The organism is Agromyces albus, assembly GCF_030815405.1.
GTDB lineage: Bacteria > Actinomycetota > Actinomycetes > Actinomycetales > Microbacteriaceae > Agromyces > Agromyces albus_A.
In genome coordinates this window covers 211,815-227,597 of sequence record NZ_JAUSWX010000001.1, presented here as the reverse complement: position 1 = coordinate 227,597, position 15,783 = coordinate 211,815, and the positions used below count along the sequence as shown (strand labels likewise).

General features: G+C 71.0%; 15 protein-coding genes. 5 read left to right on the top strand and 10 right to left on the bottom strand.

Features of this window, described 5'->3' with window-relative positions; genetic code table 11:
• Positions 1–125: 125 nt before the first annotated feature.
• Both QFZ29_RS00980 and QFZ29_RS00975 read left to right on the top strand, forming a co-directional pair.
• Positions 126–1,667, top strand: coding sequence for a PspC domain-containing protein (locus QFZ29_RS00980; RefSeq protein WP_306892378.1), 1,542 nt, complete (start codon positions 126–128; stop codon positions 1,665–1,667).
• A 12-nt stretch (positions 1,668–1,679) separates the two neighbouring features.
• Positions 1,680–2,078, top strand: a complete 399-nt coding sequence (locus QFZ29_RS00975; RefSeq protein ID WP_306892377.1) for a hypothetical protein — start codon at positions 1,680–1,682, stop codon at positions 2,076–2,078.
• A gap of 10 nt (positions 2,079–2,088) precedes the next feature.
• On the opposite strand, the gene QFZ29_RS00970 is transcribed toward QFZ29_RS00975, so the two are convergent.
• The 9 genes from QFZ29_RS00970 to gabT form a co-directional block, all read right to left on the bottom strand.
• A complete protein-coding gene (locus QFZ29_RS00970; RefSeq protein WP_306892376.1) occupies positions 2,089–2,496 on the bottom strand; it encodes a hypothetical protein in 408 nt (135 codons plus the stop codon).
• Between the two features lie 57 nt (positions 2,497–2,553).
• Positions 2,554–3,747 carry a UDP-N-acetylmuramate dehydrogenase gene (locus tag QFZ29_RS00965; protein ID WP_306892375.1) on the bottom strand — a complete coding sequence of 398 codons (1,194 nt, stop codon included), beginning with the start codon at positions 3,745–3,747 and terminating at the stop codon, positions 2,554–2,556.
• A 1-nt stretch (position 3,748) separates the two neighbouring features.
• On the bottom strand, positions 3,749–4,183 hold the full coding sequence (locus QFZ29_RS00960) for a MaoC family dehydratase (protein WP_306892374.1): 435 nt from the start codon (positions 4,181–4,183) through the stop codon (positions 3,749–3,751).
• Positions 4,183–4,629 carry a MaoC family dehydratase N-terminal domain-containing protein gene (locus QFZ29_RS00955; RefSeq protein WP_306892373.1) on the bottom strand — a complete coding sequence of 149 codons (447 nt, stop codon included), beginning with the start codon at positions 4,627–4,629 and terminating at the stop codon, positions 4,183–4,185. Before QFZ29_RS00955 ends, QFZ29_RS00960 begins: the two co-directional genes overlap by 1 nt.
• 131 nt (positions 4,630–4,760) lie before the next feature.
• Entirely contained in the window at positions 4,761–6,356 is a 1,596-nt protein-coding gene (locus tag QFZ29_RS00950) for an APC family permease (protein ID WP_306892372.1), read from the bottom strand.
• Positions 6,357–6,420: 64 nt separating this feature from the next.
• Positions 6,421–7,806 carry a flavin monoamine oxidase family protein gene (locus tag QFZ29_RS00945; protein ID WP_306892371.1) on the bottom strand — a complete coding sequence of 462 codons (1,386 nt, stop codon included), beginning with the start codon at positions 7,804–7,806 and terminating at the stop codon, positions 6,421–6,423.
• 244 nt (positions 7,807–8,050) lie between these two features.
• Positions 8,051–9,520 (bottom strand): NAD-dependent succinate-semialdehyde dehydrogenase, encoded by a 1,470-nt coding sequence (locus QFZ29_RS00940; protein ID WP_306892370.1) that lies wholly within the window; start codon positions 9,518–9,520, stop codon positions 8,051–8,053.
• A gap of 87 nt (positions 9,521–9,607) precedes the next feature.
• The gene (locus tag QFZ29_RS00935; protein WP_306892369.1) at positions 9,608–11,041 is read right to left on the bottom strand and encodes a Glu/Leu/Phe/Val family dehydrogenase; all 1,434 of its coding nucleotides are present in this window, start codon (positions 11,039–11,041) and stop codon (positions 9,608–9,610) included.
• On the bottom strand, positions 11,038–12,396 hold the full coding sequence (gabT, locus tag QFZ29_RS00930) for a 4-aminobutyrate--2-oxoglutarate transaminase (protein ID WP_306892368.1): 1,359 nt from the start codon (positions 12,394–12,396) through the stop codon (positions 11,038–11,040). Before gabT ends, QFZ29_RS00935 begins: the two co-directional genes overlap by 4 nt.
• Positions 12,397–12,538: 142 nt before the next feature.
• On the opposite strand from gabT, the gene QFZ29_RS00925 reads away from it, so the two are divergent.
• The 3 genes from QFZ29_RS00925 (at position 12,539) to QFZ29_RS00915 (ending at position 15,233) form a co-directional block, all read left to right on the top strand.
• Positions 12,539–14,083, top strand: a complete 1,545-nt coding sequence (locus tag QFZ29_RS00925; RefSeq protein ID WP_306892367.1) for a PucR family transcriptional regulator — start codon at positions 12,539–12,541, stop codon at positions 14,081–14,083.
• A 93-nt stretch (positions 14,084–14,176) separates the two neighbouring features.
• Positions 14,177–14,371: a DUF1918 domain-containing protein gene (locus tag QFZ29_RS00920; protein ID WP_129519573.1), complete on the top strand. Its 195-nt coding sequence runs from the start codon at positions 14,177–14,179 to the stop codon at positions 14,369–14,371.
• Between the two features lie 91 nt (positions 14,372–14,462).
• Positions 14,463–15,233: an SGNH/GDSL hydrolase family protein gene (locus QFZ29_RS00915; protein ID WP_306892366.1), complete on the top strand. Its 771-nt coding sequence runs from the start codon at positions 14,463–14,465 to the stop codon at positions 15,231–15,233.
• A gap of 52 nt (positions 15,234–15,285) precedes the next feature.
• Here the strand turns inward: QFZ29_RS00915 and QFZ29_RS00910 are convergent, their stop codons facing one another.
• Positions 15,286–15,783 carry an FBP domain-containing protein gene (locus QFZ29_RS00910; protein WP_306892365.1) on the bottom strand — a complete coding sequence of 166 codons (498 nt, stop codon included), beginning with the start codon at positions 15,781–15,783 and terminating at the stop codon, positions 15,286–15,288.

Genomic DNA, 15,783 nt, shown 5'->3' with positions numbered 1-15,783 from the left:
GCGACTCCATGCCAGCCATCCAAGCAGACGCGCGCGCGATGGCTCGGGCGGGGCCGCCCGAGTCAGGGTCGAATCAGGGATCCACCCCATGGCGCGGCATCCGTCACCACTGCCAGCATCGAGGCATGGAGACGAACCACACCGCCCCCGAGGCAGGCCCAGCGCCGGACGACGTGAACGGGGACTCCGCGGCGGCCGGACCGCCTGGCAACGGGGCGGGCGGGTCGGCTCCATCCTCCGGTGCTCCCGGCGCGGCGACACCCGCGCCGGGCACCGGCACCGGGTTCTACGCCTGGCTTCGCCGACTCGGCCTGCCGCGCCGCGCCGGGTGGCTCGGCGGCGTGTGCGCCGGCATCGGCGCTCGCCTCGGCATCGACCCGCTCATCGTGCGCGGCATCGTCGTGGTGATCGCGCTGTTCGGCGCCCCGCTCGTGCTGCTCTACGCGATCGCGTGGCTGCTGCTGCCCGATGCCGAGGGCGAGATCCACCTCGAGCGACTGCTGCGCGGCACCGTCGATCCCGCGATCGTCGGCATCGCCGTGATGGGCGTGATCGGGATGCTGCCGATCGCCCAAGACGGGTGGCTCGGCTGGCGCTGGTGGCCCGAGTGGCCGTCGATCTGGTTCGGCGGCGTCGACGTGCTCACCCCGTTCCGCGTGCTCTGGGTGCTCGCCGTCATCGCGGGCGCCATCGCGCTCGTCGTCTGGCTCATTCGCCGGGCCGCGCAGACCGCGCCCGTCTCCACTGCCTCCCCTACCTCTCCTACCTCCCCGGGCGGCGGTGCGGCGCCGCGAATGGCTTCCGCGACTCCCGGCACGACCCTCGAGCCCCCCGTGCCCGCCGAGGGCGCCGACGCCGCGGCGCTCGCGGAGTGGCGAGCCCAGCACGAGGCCTGGCGCACGTCGCACGAGGAGTGGAAGCGCACCCAGCAGGACGCCGATCGTGCCGCCCGCGCCCAGGCCGCCGCCGAGAACAAGGCAAAGGCGGTCGCCCTCGCCGCGCAGGCCGACGAGGCCCGCCGGGTGCGACGGGCGGAGCGGCCGCGAGCGAGTGCCGCCTACGTGTTCACCGTGCTCGGCCTCGCCGTCATCGCGGGGTCCGTCGGGGCGATCTGGGCGGTCGGCTCGGCCGATCTCGGCGGCCACATCGTCGCGGTGTCGCTCGCCGTGGCGACCCTCACACTCGCACTCGGCATGTTCGTGGCGGCCGTGAGCCGCCGTCGGAGCGGGTTCCTGGCGTTCGCCACGACCGCGACCACCGTCGTGATGCTCGGTGCGAGCGTGGCATCCGCCGTGACGATCATTCCGCCGTCGTTCGGAATCCCGTTGGTGAGGTCGGGCACCTTCGTGCAACCCATCGGCGACGCGCACTTGACCGCCTTCGCGGAGGTGCAGGGTGCGCCGGGCACTCCCGAGATCGAGCTCACGCAAGGCGTCGGCGACGTGCATCTCACGATCCTCGACGGCACCCGGGTCACCCTCGACGCGCGTGATGCGGGCCGAGTGCAGGTGGTGGACTACTCGAAGGACGGAGTCGCGACATACGAGCCCCAGCTCAGCGGTCGAGGCCGGGTCTACACGGTCGGCGGCGAACCGCGGTACCTCGAGCGACGCGACCCTCACCGTGCGTCAGCAGCAATCGGGCACGATCTACGTGACCATCCATGAGGAGGCAGGACGATGAGCGAGAGGAACGCGCGAACGGACTCGGAGGGTCCGAACACGTCGGTGACGTCGGTGGCGTCGGCGACCTCCGGCTTCGACCAGGCATCCTTCACGGCGACCCTCACGGATGGCGACGCCGGCTCGACGGGCGCCGGGGCATCCGATCCGTCGACCGCGATCGCCCGACCGACGGTGCGCTGGGGCGCCCTCGTCTGGAGCCTCCTCTTCGGTGCGCTCGCGGCGACGACGCTGTGGGTCATCGTCGAACCCGCCCGTCGCGATGCCGTCGGCGCGGCGTTCGCGAACCTCAGCCCGCTCGCGGCGGCGCTCTACGCCCTGCTCGGGCTCGGCGTGCTCGTCGTGGTGTTCGGGCTCGTCGCCCTCATTCGGCGGGGCGAGCGCGCGCGCCGCTGAGCCGGGCGCTTCACTCTGGACGCAGCAACTCACCGACGGGAACGGGCAGCACAGCGCTCGACTCGAGCTCCTCGCGGGCCGGGTTCTGCGGACGGACGACGCACCGCTCGTCGTCGGCCTCGACGATCACGACGAGGCGCCACTCCCACCCGGCGACGGGATTGGAGGCATCGAGCACTCCGGGCAGCAGCGGCGCCGGAAGCTCCGCCCACCAGTGTCCGTGGAGCTCCTCGAGGCCCCGGGCCTCCACGAGCGCCCTCGCCTCCAGCTCGGGAAGCGGCCCCGTCTCGGGCTCGATGATCGTGCCGATGATCGTCACGGGCGCGAATCGCCCCGACTCACCCGCCGCAGGCACGAGGTAGCCGGCGAGCTCGCCGTCGATGGCGCGCCGGTGCGGCAGCCAATCCTCGTTGATCACGCATTCCAGCCTATCGAGCGGCCTCGCCCGCAGCAGAGGTCGGGTTCGTGGATGCTGCTAGAGCTCGATTCCCACAAGCACGGGCTCGGGATGCAGCACGATGCCGAACTCGGCTTGCACGCGGTGCTGCACGAAGCGGGCGAGCTGCACGATCTCGTCGGCGGTCGCGCCGCCGCGATTGGTGAGCGCGAGCGTGTGCTTCGAGGAGATCGCCGCGCGCGAACCCGGCAGCGTGAAGCCGCGGTGGATGCCCGATTGCTCGATGAGCCACGCGGCCGAGAGCTTCACGAGCGGCTCGCCGTCTGCGGCATCCGTCACCGGGTCGGATGCCTCGAACGAAGCCGTGTGCGCGAGGAACGCGTCGAGCGGCGACTCGGCCGGGCCGCCGCCCGCGAGCGGGACCACCTCGTCGGGCTCCTCGGGTTCGAGGTACCAGCGCGGAGCTGCGCCGGGCAGCGTACGCGAAACGCGTTCCGAGACGATGGGATTCGTGAAGAACGATCCGGCGCTCACCGAGTCGAGGTCGGCGTCGTCGAGCACCATGCCCTTCGCCGCGCGCAGTGCGAGCACACTGTCGCGAACGCTCGCGATCGGCACCCGGTCGCCGAGCTGCGCGTGCAGGGCGTCGGCGAGCTGGCCGTAGGCGATTGGCTGGCCGAGGGCCTCGCCGAGCACCGCACGCTCGGCGGACGTGTCGTGCAGGCGCAGCTCGACCGAGACGACGATGCCGGGCAGCCCGCGCTTCAGCACCGACGTGCGGTAGCCGAGCTCGAGCTCGGCGGCGGTCATGCGGCGCGGCACGTCGGCGAACTCGTCGAGGAACTCGATCGCCACGAGGGTCGACTCGAGTTCCTGCCCGTAGGCGCCGATGTTCTGCACGGGCGCGGCACCGACCGAGCCGGGGATCCCCGAGAGCGCCTCGATGCCCGAGTACCCGCGCTCGACCGTGAAGGCCACGAGATCGTCCCACGACTCACCGGCTTGCACCCGCAGGAGCACGGATGCCCCGTCGTCGCCGTCGGGCAGCACCTCGATGCCACGCGTGGCCACACGCACCACGGTGCCGGGGAACCCGTTGTCGCCGACGAGCAGGTTGGAGCCGCCGCCGAGCGCGAGCCACGGCGCGCCCGAGGACCACGCCTCGCGGGCGAGGTCGACCAGATCGCGCTGCGTGGTGCCGGTGACGAGGCGCTCGATCGGCCCACCGACGTGCAAGGTCGTGAGCTCGGCGAATCGGACGTCGTTCACCATGTCAGCCGAGGATGACGCGCACTTGCGCCTTGCCGAGCACCGTCTCGTCGCCGACCTTCACCGTGAGGTCGATGCGGGCGGCTCGAGCGTCGTCGTCGAGCTGGCCCACCTTGGCGATGACCGCCACGACCGCACCGCTCTCGGGGTCGACCACGACCGGGCGGGTGAACCGCACCTGGTAGTCGACGATGCGACCGGGATCGCCCGACCAGTCGACGACCGCCTGCACCGCGAGGCCCATCGTGAGCATGCCGTGGGCGAGCACGCCCGGCAGGCCGACGGCGTGCGCGATGTCGTCGCGGTAGTGGATGGGATTGAAGTCGCCGGAGGCGCCCGCGTAGCGCACGAGCGAGTCGCGGGTGAGCGGGAAGGAGCGCTCCGCGACGATGTCGCCGACGGCGAGTGACGGGAAGTCGGGGGCGGTGGTGATGGTCATCATTCATCTCCTCGCACGACGAGGGTGGAGATGCTCGTGACGACGTGCTCGCCCGCGGCATCCGTGATCTCGGACTGGGCCGTGACCATCGAGTGCGGCCCGAGCGACTTCACGCTCGCGACGGTGAGGGTCGCCGTGAGCTCGTCGCCCGCGACGATGGGCCGCGTCGAGGTGAAGCGCTGGTCGCCGTGCACGACACGGGAGAAGTCGATGCCCGCCTCGGGGTCGGCGAGCAGTTGGGCGAGCGAGAGCTCCTGCACGACGACGGCGAACGTCGGCGGTGCCACGACGTCGTCGTAGCCGGCGGCGCGGGCCGCCTCGACGTTGAAGTGGACCGGGTTCGTCGCGAAGACGGCGCGCGAGAACTCACGCACCTTCTCGCGGCCGACGAGGTAGGGCTCGGTGGGCGGGAAGACCCGCCCCTGCAACTCGGGGTTCAGTGGCACCCGGACAGTCTATTGCGACGCCCCGGCCCGGGCCGCGGGTCGTCGAGGCATTCGTCGCCATGAGCACGCGAAGTGACGCGAATCGACCTTCCGATGCGTCGGAAGGTCGATTCGCGTCATCTCATGAACGCTCAGTCCTCGGCGGCCGCCCGCGAGAGCGTCTCGCCGCGGAAGAACGCCGGGCGCTTGCGCCACTGCCAGAGCATGATCACGACGCCCGAGAGCAGTACCACCATGCCGAGCACGAATACGAGGCCCACACCGAACACCGACGAGCCCGAACCGTAGTCGGGGTCCATGCTGTCGACGAGCGTCGTGAAGAACAGCACGGAGAGGATCACGCCGCCGACGAGCGGGAAGAGCAGGGTGAAGAAGAAGTTCCGCACCGAGCGCATCCACACCGTGCGGAAGAACCACACGCACGCGAACGCCGTGATGCCGTAGTAGAAGCAGATCATCATGCCGAGGGCGGTGATCGTGTCCCAGAGCACGTTCTCGCTGAGGAAGCGCATGACGGCGTAGAAGACGGATGCCACGACGGCCGACACGATCGTCGCGTACCCGGGCGTGAAGAAGCGCGGGCTGACCCGGGCGAACTTCTCGGGCAGGGCGCCGTAGTGCCCCATGGCGAGGAGCGTGCGCGCCGGCGAGACGAACGTGGACTGCAGGCTCGACGCCGAGCTCGTCAGCACGGCGAGCGAGACGAGCGCCGCGAGCGGTCCGAGGATCGGCCCCGCGAGGTGGAAGAACACGTTGTCCTGGATGTCGGGGTTGCCGAGTCCGAACTCGCCGGTGCCGACGCCCGCATAGGCGATGAGCGAGATGGCGATGAGCAGGTACAGCACGACGATCGTGACGACCGTGATGGTCGCCGCGCGGCCGGGCGTCTTCTCCGAGCCCTTCGTCTCCTCGTTCATCGTGAGCGTCACGTCCCAGCCCCAGAAGATGAAGATCGAGAGCGAGAGGCCGGCGGCGAACGAGGAGAACGACTCGACGGCGAACGGGTTGAACCACGAGAGCTCGATCGCCGTGGCGTCGAACGCGTTGCCGTTCACGACCCCCGCGATCGCCGCGACCGAGAAGATCACGAGCACGACCACCTGGAAGCCGACGAGCCAGTACTGCAGCCGCTGCGTCGTCCGCATGTCGCGGTACGAGATCCACGTCGCGCCGAGCATGAACAGCAGGCACACCACGACGTTGATGAGCGGGTTCGCGGCGAGACCCGCCAGCTCGGGATTGCCCGCGACCTGCGAGATGAGGAGGAACGGGAAATCGACCGCGATACCCGCGAGATTCGAGAGCACGAGGATCGTGGCCGCGACGAGTCCCCAGCCGGCGAGCCAGCCGATCCACGGGCCGAACGCGCGTGTCGCCCACGTGAAGGACGTGCCCGAATCGGGCATCCGACGGTTGAGCTCGCGATAGCCGAAGGCGACGAGCAGCATCGGGATGAATCCGACAAGGATGATCGCGGGCACCTGCACGCCCACTTCCGACACGGTCGGACCGAGCGCGGCCGTGAGCGTGTACGCGGGAGCGATGCACGAGATGCCGATGACGATCGCGCCGATGAGTCCCACCGAGCCGGCGGAGAGCCCCTTCTTCGTGATGCCGTGCTCGGCCTGCGCGGGCTCGGCGTGTTCGCCGTGCTCTCGGTACTCGGTGCGCTCGACCGGGATGGTCGCCGCGGCCAGTGGGGCGTCGGACTCGGGTTGGTGCGTCATTGCAGCCTCTCTCAGGTGGTTGGTGCGCGATGCCGCGACGAGCGGCACCGGGATTCGTCGCGCGCTACGAGCTCGCGCCGAGGATCTCGTCGGCGACGTCGCGGCCGACGCGGATGGCGCCGTCGACGTGCTGGTAGCCCTTGCCCGCCATGTCGCTGCACGAGAAGTGGATGGGCCCGACGGGGGTGCGGAGGTCGCGCCCGTAGCGGGCGAGCCCGCCCATGTCGAAGCTCGCGGCGTAGGCGCCGCGGGTCCACTCCTCCGAGCCCCAGTCGCTCTCGTAGTACACGACCGGATGCAGCGCCTGCTCGCCGTAGTAGTGCGAGAGCGATTCGAGGATCCGCTCCTTGCGTTCCTCGGCGTTCAGCGAGAAGACGGCGTCGGCCGCTTCGTCGGCGACGAAGCCCACGAGCGTGCCGCGCGGGTCCTCGTGGTTCGTGTTGTCGTACGCCTCGTGCACGAGCTCGTAGGGGCTGAAGGCCGTGCCCGAGAGGCCCGCATCGCGCCAGAACGGGGTCTCGTAGACGGCGTGCACCTTGATCACGAGGCCCATCGAGAGATGCTGGTGCAACTGCTGCTGTCGGCGCGGCAGCGGCGGCTCGTACGAGATGCGGCTGATGAGGACCGGCGGGACCGCCAGCACGACGTACTTCGCATGCACCTCGAGGTCGTCGGTCACCGCGACGACGCCGGCGCCAAGGGCATCCGTCCGACCGTCGGAAGGCAGCGCCCAGCGAACCGTGCGCACGGGCTGGCCGACGCGGACCGCGCCGCCGAGCCGCTGCGCGAGAAGCAGCGGCACCTGCTGGAGCCCGCCCACGACGCGGCGGTCGAGGATGAAGTCGGCGTCGACGAGGTGCGAGAACGAGCCGGCGGATGCCGCCATGAGCAACGCCTGCAGCGCCGAGAACGCGTGCGCCGGCTTGGTCAGCATCGCCCCGGCGATGAACATCCCGATGTTCTCGCGTGCTTCGGCGTCATCCGTCTGCGTCTCGAGCCAGTGCGCGAACGAGATCTCGTCGAGGTCCTTCGCCTGCGGATGCTCCCACGGACGGTCGGGGTCGATCTCGGCGACGAGCGCGTCGAGCTTGTCGATGAGCGAGACGATCTCCTGCTCCGTCGCCGGCGGCACCGGGAAGATCTCGCCGTCGAAGCGCTTGAGCTCGCCGTCGGGCCCGATGTAGATGTTCACGCCCTCGCGATAGCGCGGGTAGGTCTCGAGGCCGAGCTCTTCGAGCGTTTCGATGAGCGCGTCCTGGTCGGGCGAGACCCACTGGCCGCCGATCTCGAGCATCGCGCCGTCGATGTCGTCGGTCCAGAGTCGCCCGCCGACGCGGTCGCGCGCCTCGAGCACGACGACCGTGCGGCCGGCGTCCCTCAGACGGCTGCCAGCGGTGAGGCCGGATGCCCCGGCCCCCACGATGACGACGTCGCAGTCGATCCGTTCCATGTCTCTTCCGTTCGTTCGTCTCTGCAGAATTCAGGAGCACCCGGGTCGTGCCTCGTGCAGAATTCAGGAGCCGCCGGGCAATGCCGCTCGGTCAGAGCTGAAATCCGCGCCATCTCGCCCACCTCGCCGCAGCCGTTCCTGAATTCTGAGCCCTGAGCGGCCGGCGGAGCAGCAAGTGTTCCTGAATTGTGGAAATGAGGCGAGCGGATGCCGCGGGCGCGCGGCTGCGGCATCCGCTCGACCGTCAGCTCACCGGGATGAGCGTGTACTTCGTGTCGAGGAACTCGTGGATGCCCTCGAATCCGCCCTCGCGGCCGATGCCCGACTGCTTGACGCCGCCGAATGGTGCGGCCGCGTTCGAGACGAGGCCCGTGTTCAGGCCCATCATCCCGGTGGCGAGGCGCTCGATCAGGCGGTGGCCTCGGGCGAGGTCCTGCGTGAACACGTAGGAGACGAGGCCGTACTCGGTCGCGTTGGCGAGGCGCACCGCCTCGTCTTCGTCGGCGAAGGTCGAGATGCCGAGTACGGGCCCGAAGATCTCCTCCTTCAGCATGCGGCTGCCGGCGGCGACCCCAGCGAGCACGGTGGGCGCGTAGAACGTGCCGTCGCCGTCGATGCGGTTGCCGCCGGTGAGCACGGTGGCGCCGCGCGAGACGGCGTCCTGCACGAGCGCGTCGGTCGAGTCGACGGCCTTGTCGTCGATGAGGGGGCCGATGTTCACGCCCTCTTCGGTGCCGCGCCCGACCTTCATCGCCTGAACGCGCTCGGCCACTCGCTTCGCGAACTCGTCGGCGACCGACTCGTGCACGATGAAGCGGTTCGCCGCGGTACACGCCTGGCCGATGTTGCGGAACTTCGCGATCATCGCGCCGTCGACGGCCTTGTCGAGGTCGGCGTCCTCGAAGATGACGAACGGGGCGTTGCCGCCGAGTTCCATCGACGTGCGCAGGATGCCTTGGGCTGCCTGCTGCAACAGCGTGCGCCCGACCTCGGTGGAGCCCGTGAACGAGAGCTTGCGCAGTCGCGGGTCGGCGATGATCGGGCCCGACACCTTCGACGACGTGCTCGTCGCGATGACGTTGACGACGCCTGCGGGCAGGCCGACCTCCTCGAGCAGCTGCACGAAGGCGATCGTCGTGAGCGGGGTGAGGGCCGGCGGCTTGATGACGACCGTGCAGCCCGCGGCGAGCGCGGGGGCGATCTTGCGCGTTGCCATGGCGAGCGGGAAGTTCCACGGCGTGATGAAGAACGACGGGCCCACGGGGCGCTGCGAGACGATCATCCGGCCGGTACCCTCGGGGTTCAAGCCGTAGCGGCCCGTGATGCGCACGGCCTCCTCGCTGAACCAGCGGAGGAACTCGCCGCCGTAGACCACCTCACCGCGCGCCTCGGCGAGCGGCTTGCCCATCTCGAGGGTCATGAGGAGCGCGAAGTCCTCCTTGCGCTCCTGCAGCAGGTCGAAGGCGCGCCGCAGCAACTCGCCGCGTTCGCGGGGCGCCGTGGCGGCCCAGGCATCCTGGGCGGCCACGGCGGCGTCGAGGGCGCGGATGCCGTCGGCCATTGATGCATCCGCGATCTCCTTGATCGTCTGGCCGGTCGCAGGGTCGACGACCGCGAGGGTCTTGCCGCCCTCGGCGGCGACCCATTCGCCGCCGATGAAGAGTCCGTCGGCGACCCGGTCGAGGATCGTGGTCTCCTGCATGGTGTCGGTCATCAGTCGCTCCGTTTCGGTGGTGTCTCGTCTTCTCGGGGCCCGAATGCGGTCAGGATCTGCGATCACGATCGGGCGATTGAGATGAGGTCAGGGGTAGAGGCCGCGCAACCGGTGGGCTTCGGCGACGCGCTCGACCGCGAGCGCGGTGGCGGCGGTGCGGAGCGAGAGGTCGCGGGCCTCGGCATAGCCGAGGACGTGCTGCCAGGCGCTGAGCATCCGCTCTTCCAGTCTGGACTCGACCTCGTCGGCACGCCACCAGTAGGCCTGGTTCGCCTGCACCCACTCGAAGTACGAGACGATGACGCCGCCCGCGTTCGCGAGGATGTCGGGCACGACGAGCACTCCGCGTTCGCGAAGGATCCGGTCGGCGCCGGGCGTCGTGGGGCCGTTCGCGCCCTCGACGATGACCTTCGCGAGCACGTCGCCCGCGTTGCCCTCGTGCAGCACGCCCTCGACGGCGGCCGGCACGAGGAGGTCGACCTCGTGGGTGAGCAGCGCGGCGCCGTCGAGCGCGTCGGTGCCGGTGAATCCGACGACCGAGCCGGTCGTGCGCACGTGCTCGCTGAGCGTCTCGATGTCGAGGCCGCCGTCGTTCGAGACCGCCCCGTACTGGTCGCTCACGGCGGTGACGCGTACTCCCGCCTCGGCGAGGAACCGCGCGGCATCAGCCCCGACCTTGCCGAAGCCCTGCACGGCGGCGGTCGACCGCTCCGGCTGGAGTCCGGCGTGCCGGAGGGCGGCGAGCGCGATGTGCGTCACGCCGCGGCTCGTGGCGCTCGCCCGACCGAGCGAGCCGCCGAGCGAGATGGGCTTGCCGGTCACGATGCCGGGCACGGTGTAGCCGCTGTTCACCGAGTACGTGTCCATGATCCAGGCCATGGTCTGCTCGTCGGTGCCGATGTCGGGAGCGGGGATGTCGCGCTCGGGCCCGATGATCGGCAGGATCTCGCTCGTGTAGCGGCGGGTCACGCGCTCGAGCTCGGCCATGGAGTGCTCGCGTGGGTCGATCGCCACGCCGCCCTTCGCACCGCCGTACGGCACGTCGAGCAGGGCGCACTTCCAGGTCATCCACATCGCGAGCGCGCGCACCTCGTCGATATTGACGTTCGGCGCGTAGCGCAAGCCCCCCTTGGCCGGGCCGCGCGAGAAGTTGTGCTGCACCCGGTAGCCGATGTAGAGGCGACTCTCACCCGAGTCCATCCGCAGCGGCACCGCGACGGTGAGCTCCCGGCGCGGGGTCGCGAGCATCTGGTGCAGGCCGTCGGCGTAGCCCAGCAGGGCGATCGCCTCCGCCAGCTGCGAGCGCGCGTCGAGCAGCGGCGTGGGTTCTGCCGAGCGAGCGGATGCCGCGGTGCGAGCGGATGCCGCGGCATCCGTCACCCCTCGTTCTGTATCCCGTTTCGGGGATCCGGACGTCTCCCCGCGCGTCGCGGCCGGATCCGTCGGCGTGTCGCCCGAATCCCCGAATCCGGTGACAGCAACTCCGGTCGACGTCGTCGTCGTCGCGAGGAGGTCGGTCATGCGCTCTTCAGCCCTTCCGCGACGACGCCGAGGCCGTCGATGAGCAGTTCGTCGGAGATCGTGAGCGGCGGCAGGAAGCGGATCACGTTGCCGTAGGTCCCGCATGTGAGCACGAGCACCCCGTTCGCGTGGGCGTGCTTGGCGACGGCGGTCGTGAGCGCGGCATCGGGTGCACCCGTCGCAGGGTCGACGAGCTCGATCGCGACCATGGCGCCGCGGCCGCGAACGTCGCCGATGCGGGCGTCGGCGCTGCGCAGGGCGTTCAGGCGGCCGAGGAGCACCGCGCCGATCTCACGGGCGCGCTCGATGAGACCGTCCTTCTCGTACGACTCGATCGCGGCGAGCGCGGCGACGCACGCGAGCGGGTTGCCGCCGTAGGTGCCGCCGAGGCCGCCGGCCATCGCGGAGTCCATGATCTCGGCACGGCCGGTGACCGCCGAGAGCGGCAGTCCGCCAGCGATGCCCTTCGCCGTGACGACGAGATCGGGCACGATGCCGTCGTGCTCGCTTGCGAACCAGGCGCCGGTGCGGCCGAACCCGGTCTGCACCTCGTCGGCGATGAAGACCACGTCGTTCGTGCGGCACCACTCGGCGAGCGCCGGGAGGAAGCCGGGGGCGGGCACGATGAAGCCGCCCTCGCCCTGGATCGGCTCGATGATGATTGCCGCGAGGTTCTCTGCGCCGACCTGCTTCTCGATGTGCGTGATGGCGCGTGCCGCCGCCTCCCGACCGTCGAGGCCGCCATCGCGGAAGGGGTACGAGAGCGGCGCGCGGTACACCTCGGACGCGAACGGGCCGAACCCGCTCTTGTACGGGATGTTCTTCGCCGTGAGGCCCATCGTGAGGTTCGTGCGGCCGTGGTAGGCGTGGTCGAACGCGACGACGGCCTGCTTCTTCGTGAAGTGGCGGGCGATCTTCACGGCGTTCTCGACGGCCTCTGCGCCCGAGTTGAAGAGCGCCGAGCGCTTCATGTGGTCGCCGGGGGTGAGGCGATTCAGCGCCTCGGCGACGGCGACGTACGAGTCGTACGGCGCCACGGTGAAGCACGTGTGCGTGAACGCGTTGAGCTGCGCGGCGACCGCCTCGACGACCCGGGGGTTCGCGTTGCCCACGCCGGTGACGGCGATGCCCGAGCCGAGGTCGATGAGCGAGTTGCCGTCGGCGTCGACGATGACGCCGCCGCCCGCGGCGACCACGGAAATGGGAATCGTGGTGCCGACGCCCGCCGCGACGGCCGCCGCCTTGCGCGCCATGAGCTCTTGCGAGCGCGGGCCGGGAATGGCCGTGACGAGCCGGCGCTCCTGCGCGAGGGCGGGCCCGCCGATGATGGTGGCGGGGCTGTCGACGAGAGTCATGGGCTGCTCCGATGCAAGATGACGACGGTGACGGATGCCGCTCATGCTAGGTCGGTGCTCACGGATGCCGCAGCGCCCGCATGTACACTCTGGTGCAGGTAGTTGGACACCGCGTACAACGGCGACGACGGGAAGGGACGCGATGAAGCCGACCGTGCAGACCCTGCTCGACCGACCCGAGCTCGCGCTCACACTGCTCACGCCGGCTGACCGGCTGGCGGCCGGGGCACTCGCCGCACCCGTGACGTGGGCGCACAGCTCCGACCTCGCCGATCCGACGCCGTTCCTCGACTCCGGGCACGTGCTCCTCACGACCGGCACCCAGTTCGAGGCCGACGCCGGCGCGACGTTCGCCGACGCCTACGTCGGGCGGCTGCGCAAGACGGGCATCGCCGCCCTCGGCTTCGGCACCGAGGTCATCCGGGCCGGGACGCCCGAGGCACTCGTCGCGGCCTGCGACGCGCAAGGACTGCCGCTGTTCGAGGTGCCGTATCCCACTCCCTTCATCGCCATCGTGCGCACTGTCGCCGACCTGCTCGCCGAAGACGCCTACGCACGGCACACCTGGGCCCTCGCGGCGCAGCGTGCGATCTCGCTCGCGGCGCTGCGGCCCGACGGCCTCTCGGCGACGCTCGCCGAGCTCTCGAACCGCATCGGCGCGTGGGTCGGGCTCATCGACGCGACCGGCGCGCTCGATCGCGAGGCGCCCGCGGGCGCGCTCGGCCAGCCGGCGCTCGGCGAGGTCGTGGGCGAGGCCCGGTCGATGCTGCGCCGCGCGCAACGTGCGAGCCGCACCCTCGTCGCCGGCGAGTCCACGGGCCACCCGCATCGGATGACGCTGCAGACCCTCGGCGGCGGCGGGGCACTCCGCGGCGTGCTCGCCATCGGCGATTCGGCCGAGCTCGACCAGGCCGGACGCGAGGTCGTCACGTCGGTCATCGCACTCGCCGGGCTCGCGCTCGAGCAGAACCGCGATCTCGACCGCGCGCGGGGTCACTTGCGGTCGGGGCTCCTGCGCGGCATCCTCGCGGGCGACACGGCACTCGCCGAGCGCGTCGCCGCCGAGATGTGGGGGCCGCTGCCCGCTGCTCCACTGCGCATCGCGGTGACGGATGCCCCAGCCGAGCACGTCGATCGCCTCATCGAACTGCTCGAGCTGCGCGTCGACGAGCGCGGCGGGCGGCTCTTCTTCGGACGCGACGACGACCGAGTCGTGCTCGTGCTCGAGGCCGGCGACGCCGCGATCGCCGACGAGCTCGCCGCCGAGTTCGAGCTGCCCGTCGGCGTGTCCGACCCGGTCGCGGCCGACGGCATCGCGCGCGCGCACGAGCAGGCGATGCGAGCGCTGGAGCGCGCCCGCGAGTCGGGAGCCGGGGTGGTCGCGTTCGACGAGATCAGCCGGCAGGGCGTGCTCGCCTTCCTCGCCCGCACCGACGCTCGGGCGGTCGCGCTCGCAACCCTTGCTCCCCTCGCCGAGCACGACGCCGCGAACGGCACCGATCTCGTCGCGACGACCCGTGTGTGGCTCGAGCACGGCGGCCAGTTCGACGCCACCGCGCGCCAGCTCGGCGTGCACCGCCACACCGTGCGCAGTCGCATCGCGCTCGCCGAGCGACTCCTCGGCCGCGACCTCTCGGGATTCCACGCGCGCGCCGACCTGTGGGCGGCACTCCTCGCCGTCGGCTGACCCGGGGCGCGGCGGCATCCGCTCCCCCGCCCGTTCGACCCTTCCGCGCCGCGAAGCCCGGGCGTACGCTGGAATGAGCGGGAGGGGAATGCGATGCATGCTGTCGTCGGCGAACGCCTCGTCATCCATGGCAAGCTGGTCGGCCAAGCCGACCGCCACGGCGAGATCCTCGAAGTGCGCGGCGAAGACGGCGGCCCGCCCTATTTCGTGCGCTTCGACGACGGTCACGAGACGCTCCTCTACCCGGGCGCCGACTGCGAGCTCGAGCACCAGCAGACGCAGCGCTGAGCACTCCACGCAGCATGCCGGTCCCCGCGCGGTCGCAGGACGTTCGGGAGGCGCACAGATGCCGCGGCATCCGTCACGCTAGCGTTGACGCATGTTCCACTCCTACGCCGCGATCGGCGACAGCTTCACCGAAGGCGTCGGCGACGAGCTGCCCGAGGGCGGTGTGCGGGGGTGGGCCGACTTCGTCGCGCTGGGCATGGCCGCCGCGGCGCGCGAGCCGATCGGCTACGCGAACCTCGCGATCCGCGGCCGCAAGCTCGGCCCGATCATCGAGGAGCAGCTCGAGGCGGCGATCGCGTTGCGGCCCGAGGTGATCAGCTTCAACGGCGGCGGCAACGACATGCTCCGACCGCGGATGCCCGAGGTGGCCGTGGCCGACCGATTCCGCCAGGCCGTGCATCGCATCCGGGGCGAGGGCATCCACGTGCTCATGCTGAGCGGGGCGAATCCCACCGAGCACCTGCCGCTCGGACGCGTCTTCGACGCCCGCGGCGCGCGCCTCACGGCGGCGCTCCTCGATCTCGCCGAGCTCGACGGCGTCACGTTCGTCGACAACTTCTCCGACCGGGGCCTTCGCGACATCCGGTACTGGTCGGCCGACAAGCTGCACCTCAATTCGCTCGGTCACGCCCGGGTTGCGAGCAACGTGCTCACCGCCCTCGACGTGCCGGTGCCCGCGGAGTGGGGTGTCGCCGAAGTCGCCGCGGCGCCGTCCGGGCCTCGCAGCCGCAACACCGCGGCCTACTATCGCGAGTTCGTGCTGCCGTGGATCGGGCGACGCCTCACCGGTCGCTCCTCGGGCGACGGGCGCACCGCCAAGCGGCCGACGCTCGAGCCGTTGGTTTCGGATGCCGCGCGCTGAGGTCTGAGCGCCGAGCGCGGCGCTGCGACATCCGCCGCTCGGCACTGACCGCTCAGCGCACCGCGAGCACGTCGGCGACGAACGCTCGCGTACGTCTCGCGAGCCCCTCGATGCGCTCGAGCTCGATCGCGCTCGGCTGCACCTCGGACGGGGCGGCGGGTCGGCCGAGACGGACGGTCTCCTGGCAGGCCAGGTCGCTGCAGATGTAGGTGCCGACGCTGTCGCCGCGCGCGCCGGCGGCACCCGCGCGGCGCGCCGAGAAGAGCACCACCTGGTCGCCGGGCTGCTGCGTATGGCAGAGGTTGCAGATGGCGGCCCGATGATGCGAGCCGCTCCGCTCGGCGGCGCGCAGCACGACGCCGGCCGGCGCACCGTCGAGCTCCGTCACGAGGTAGCCGCGGACTGCGATCCTCGGGTCGCGCCAGCCGAACGCGTCGAGGTGCGCCCACTCGGCGACGAAGAAGTGCACCGGCAGCGTCAACTGGGCGAGCTCGGCTTCGTTCGCATTCCCGAGCGCGGAGCGGATGTCGCTCTCGACCAGCGGCTGCAT

What these genes read in the sequence shown, in the direction of transcription:
- QFZ29_RS00980 (WP_306892378.1), top strand. Translation starts at nt 126, where the DNA reads ATGGAGACGAACCACACCGCCCCCGAGGCAGGCCCAGCGCCGGACGAC.
- QFZ29_RS00975 (WP_306892377.1), top strand. Translation starts at nt 1,680, where the DNA reads ATGAGCGAGAGGAACGCGCGAACGGACTCGGAGGGTCCGAACACGTCG.
- QFZ29_RS00965 (WP_306892375.1), bottom strand. Translation starts at nt 3,747, where the DNA reads ATGGTGAACGACGTCCGATTCGCCGAGCTCACGACCTTGCACGTCGGT.
- QFZ29_RS00960 (WP_306892374.1), bottom strand. Translation starts at nt 4,183, where the DNA reads ATGACCATCACCACCGCCCCCGACTTCCCGTCACTCGCCGTCGGCGAC.
- QFZ29_RS00950 (WP_306892372.1), bottom strand. Translation starts at nt 6,356, where the DNA reads ATGACGCACCAACCCGAGTCCGACGCCCCACTGGCCGCGGCGACCATC.
- QFZ29_RS00945 (WP_306892371.1), bottom strand. Translation starts at nt 7,806, where the DNA reads ATGGAACGGATCGACTGCGACGTCGTCATCGTGGGGGCCGGGGCATCC.
- QFZ29_RS00940 (WP_306892370.1), bottom strand. Translation starts at nt 9,520, where the DNA reads ATGACCGACACCATGCAGGAGACCACGATCCTCGACCGGGTCGCCGAC.
- QFZ29_RS00935 (WP_306892369.1), bottom strand. Translation starts at nt 11,041, where the DNA reads ATGACCGACCTCCTCGCGACGACGACGACGTCGACCGGAGTTGCTGTC.
- gabT (WP_306892368.1), bottom strand. Translation starts at nt 12,396, where the DNA reads ATGACTCTCGTCGACAGCCCCGCCACCATCATCGGCGGGCCCGCCCTC.
- QFZ29_RS00925 (WP_306892367.1), top strand. Translation starts at nt 12,539, where the DNA reads ATGAAGCCGACCGTGCAGACCCTGCTCGACCGACCCGAGCTCGCGCTC.
- QFZ29_RS00920 (WP_129519573.1), top strand. Translation starts at nt 14,177, where the DNA reads ATGCATGCTGTCGTCGGCGAACGCCTCGTCATCCATGGCAAGCTGGTC.
- QFZ29_RS00915 (WP_306892366.1), top strand. Translation starts at nt 14,463, where the DNA reads ATGTTCCACTCCTACGCCGCGATCGGCGACAGCTTCACCGAAGGCGTC.
- QFZ29_RS00910 (WP_306892365.1), bottom strand. Translation starts at nt 15,783, where the DNA reads ATGCAGCCGCTGGTCGAGAGCGACATCCGCTCCGCGCTCGGGAATGCG.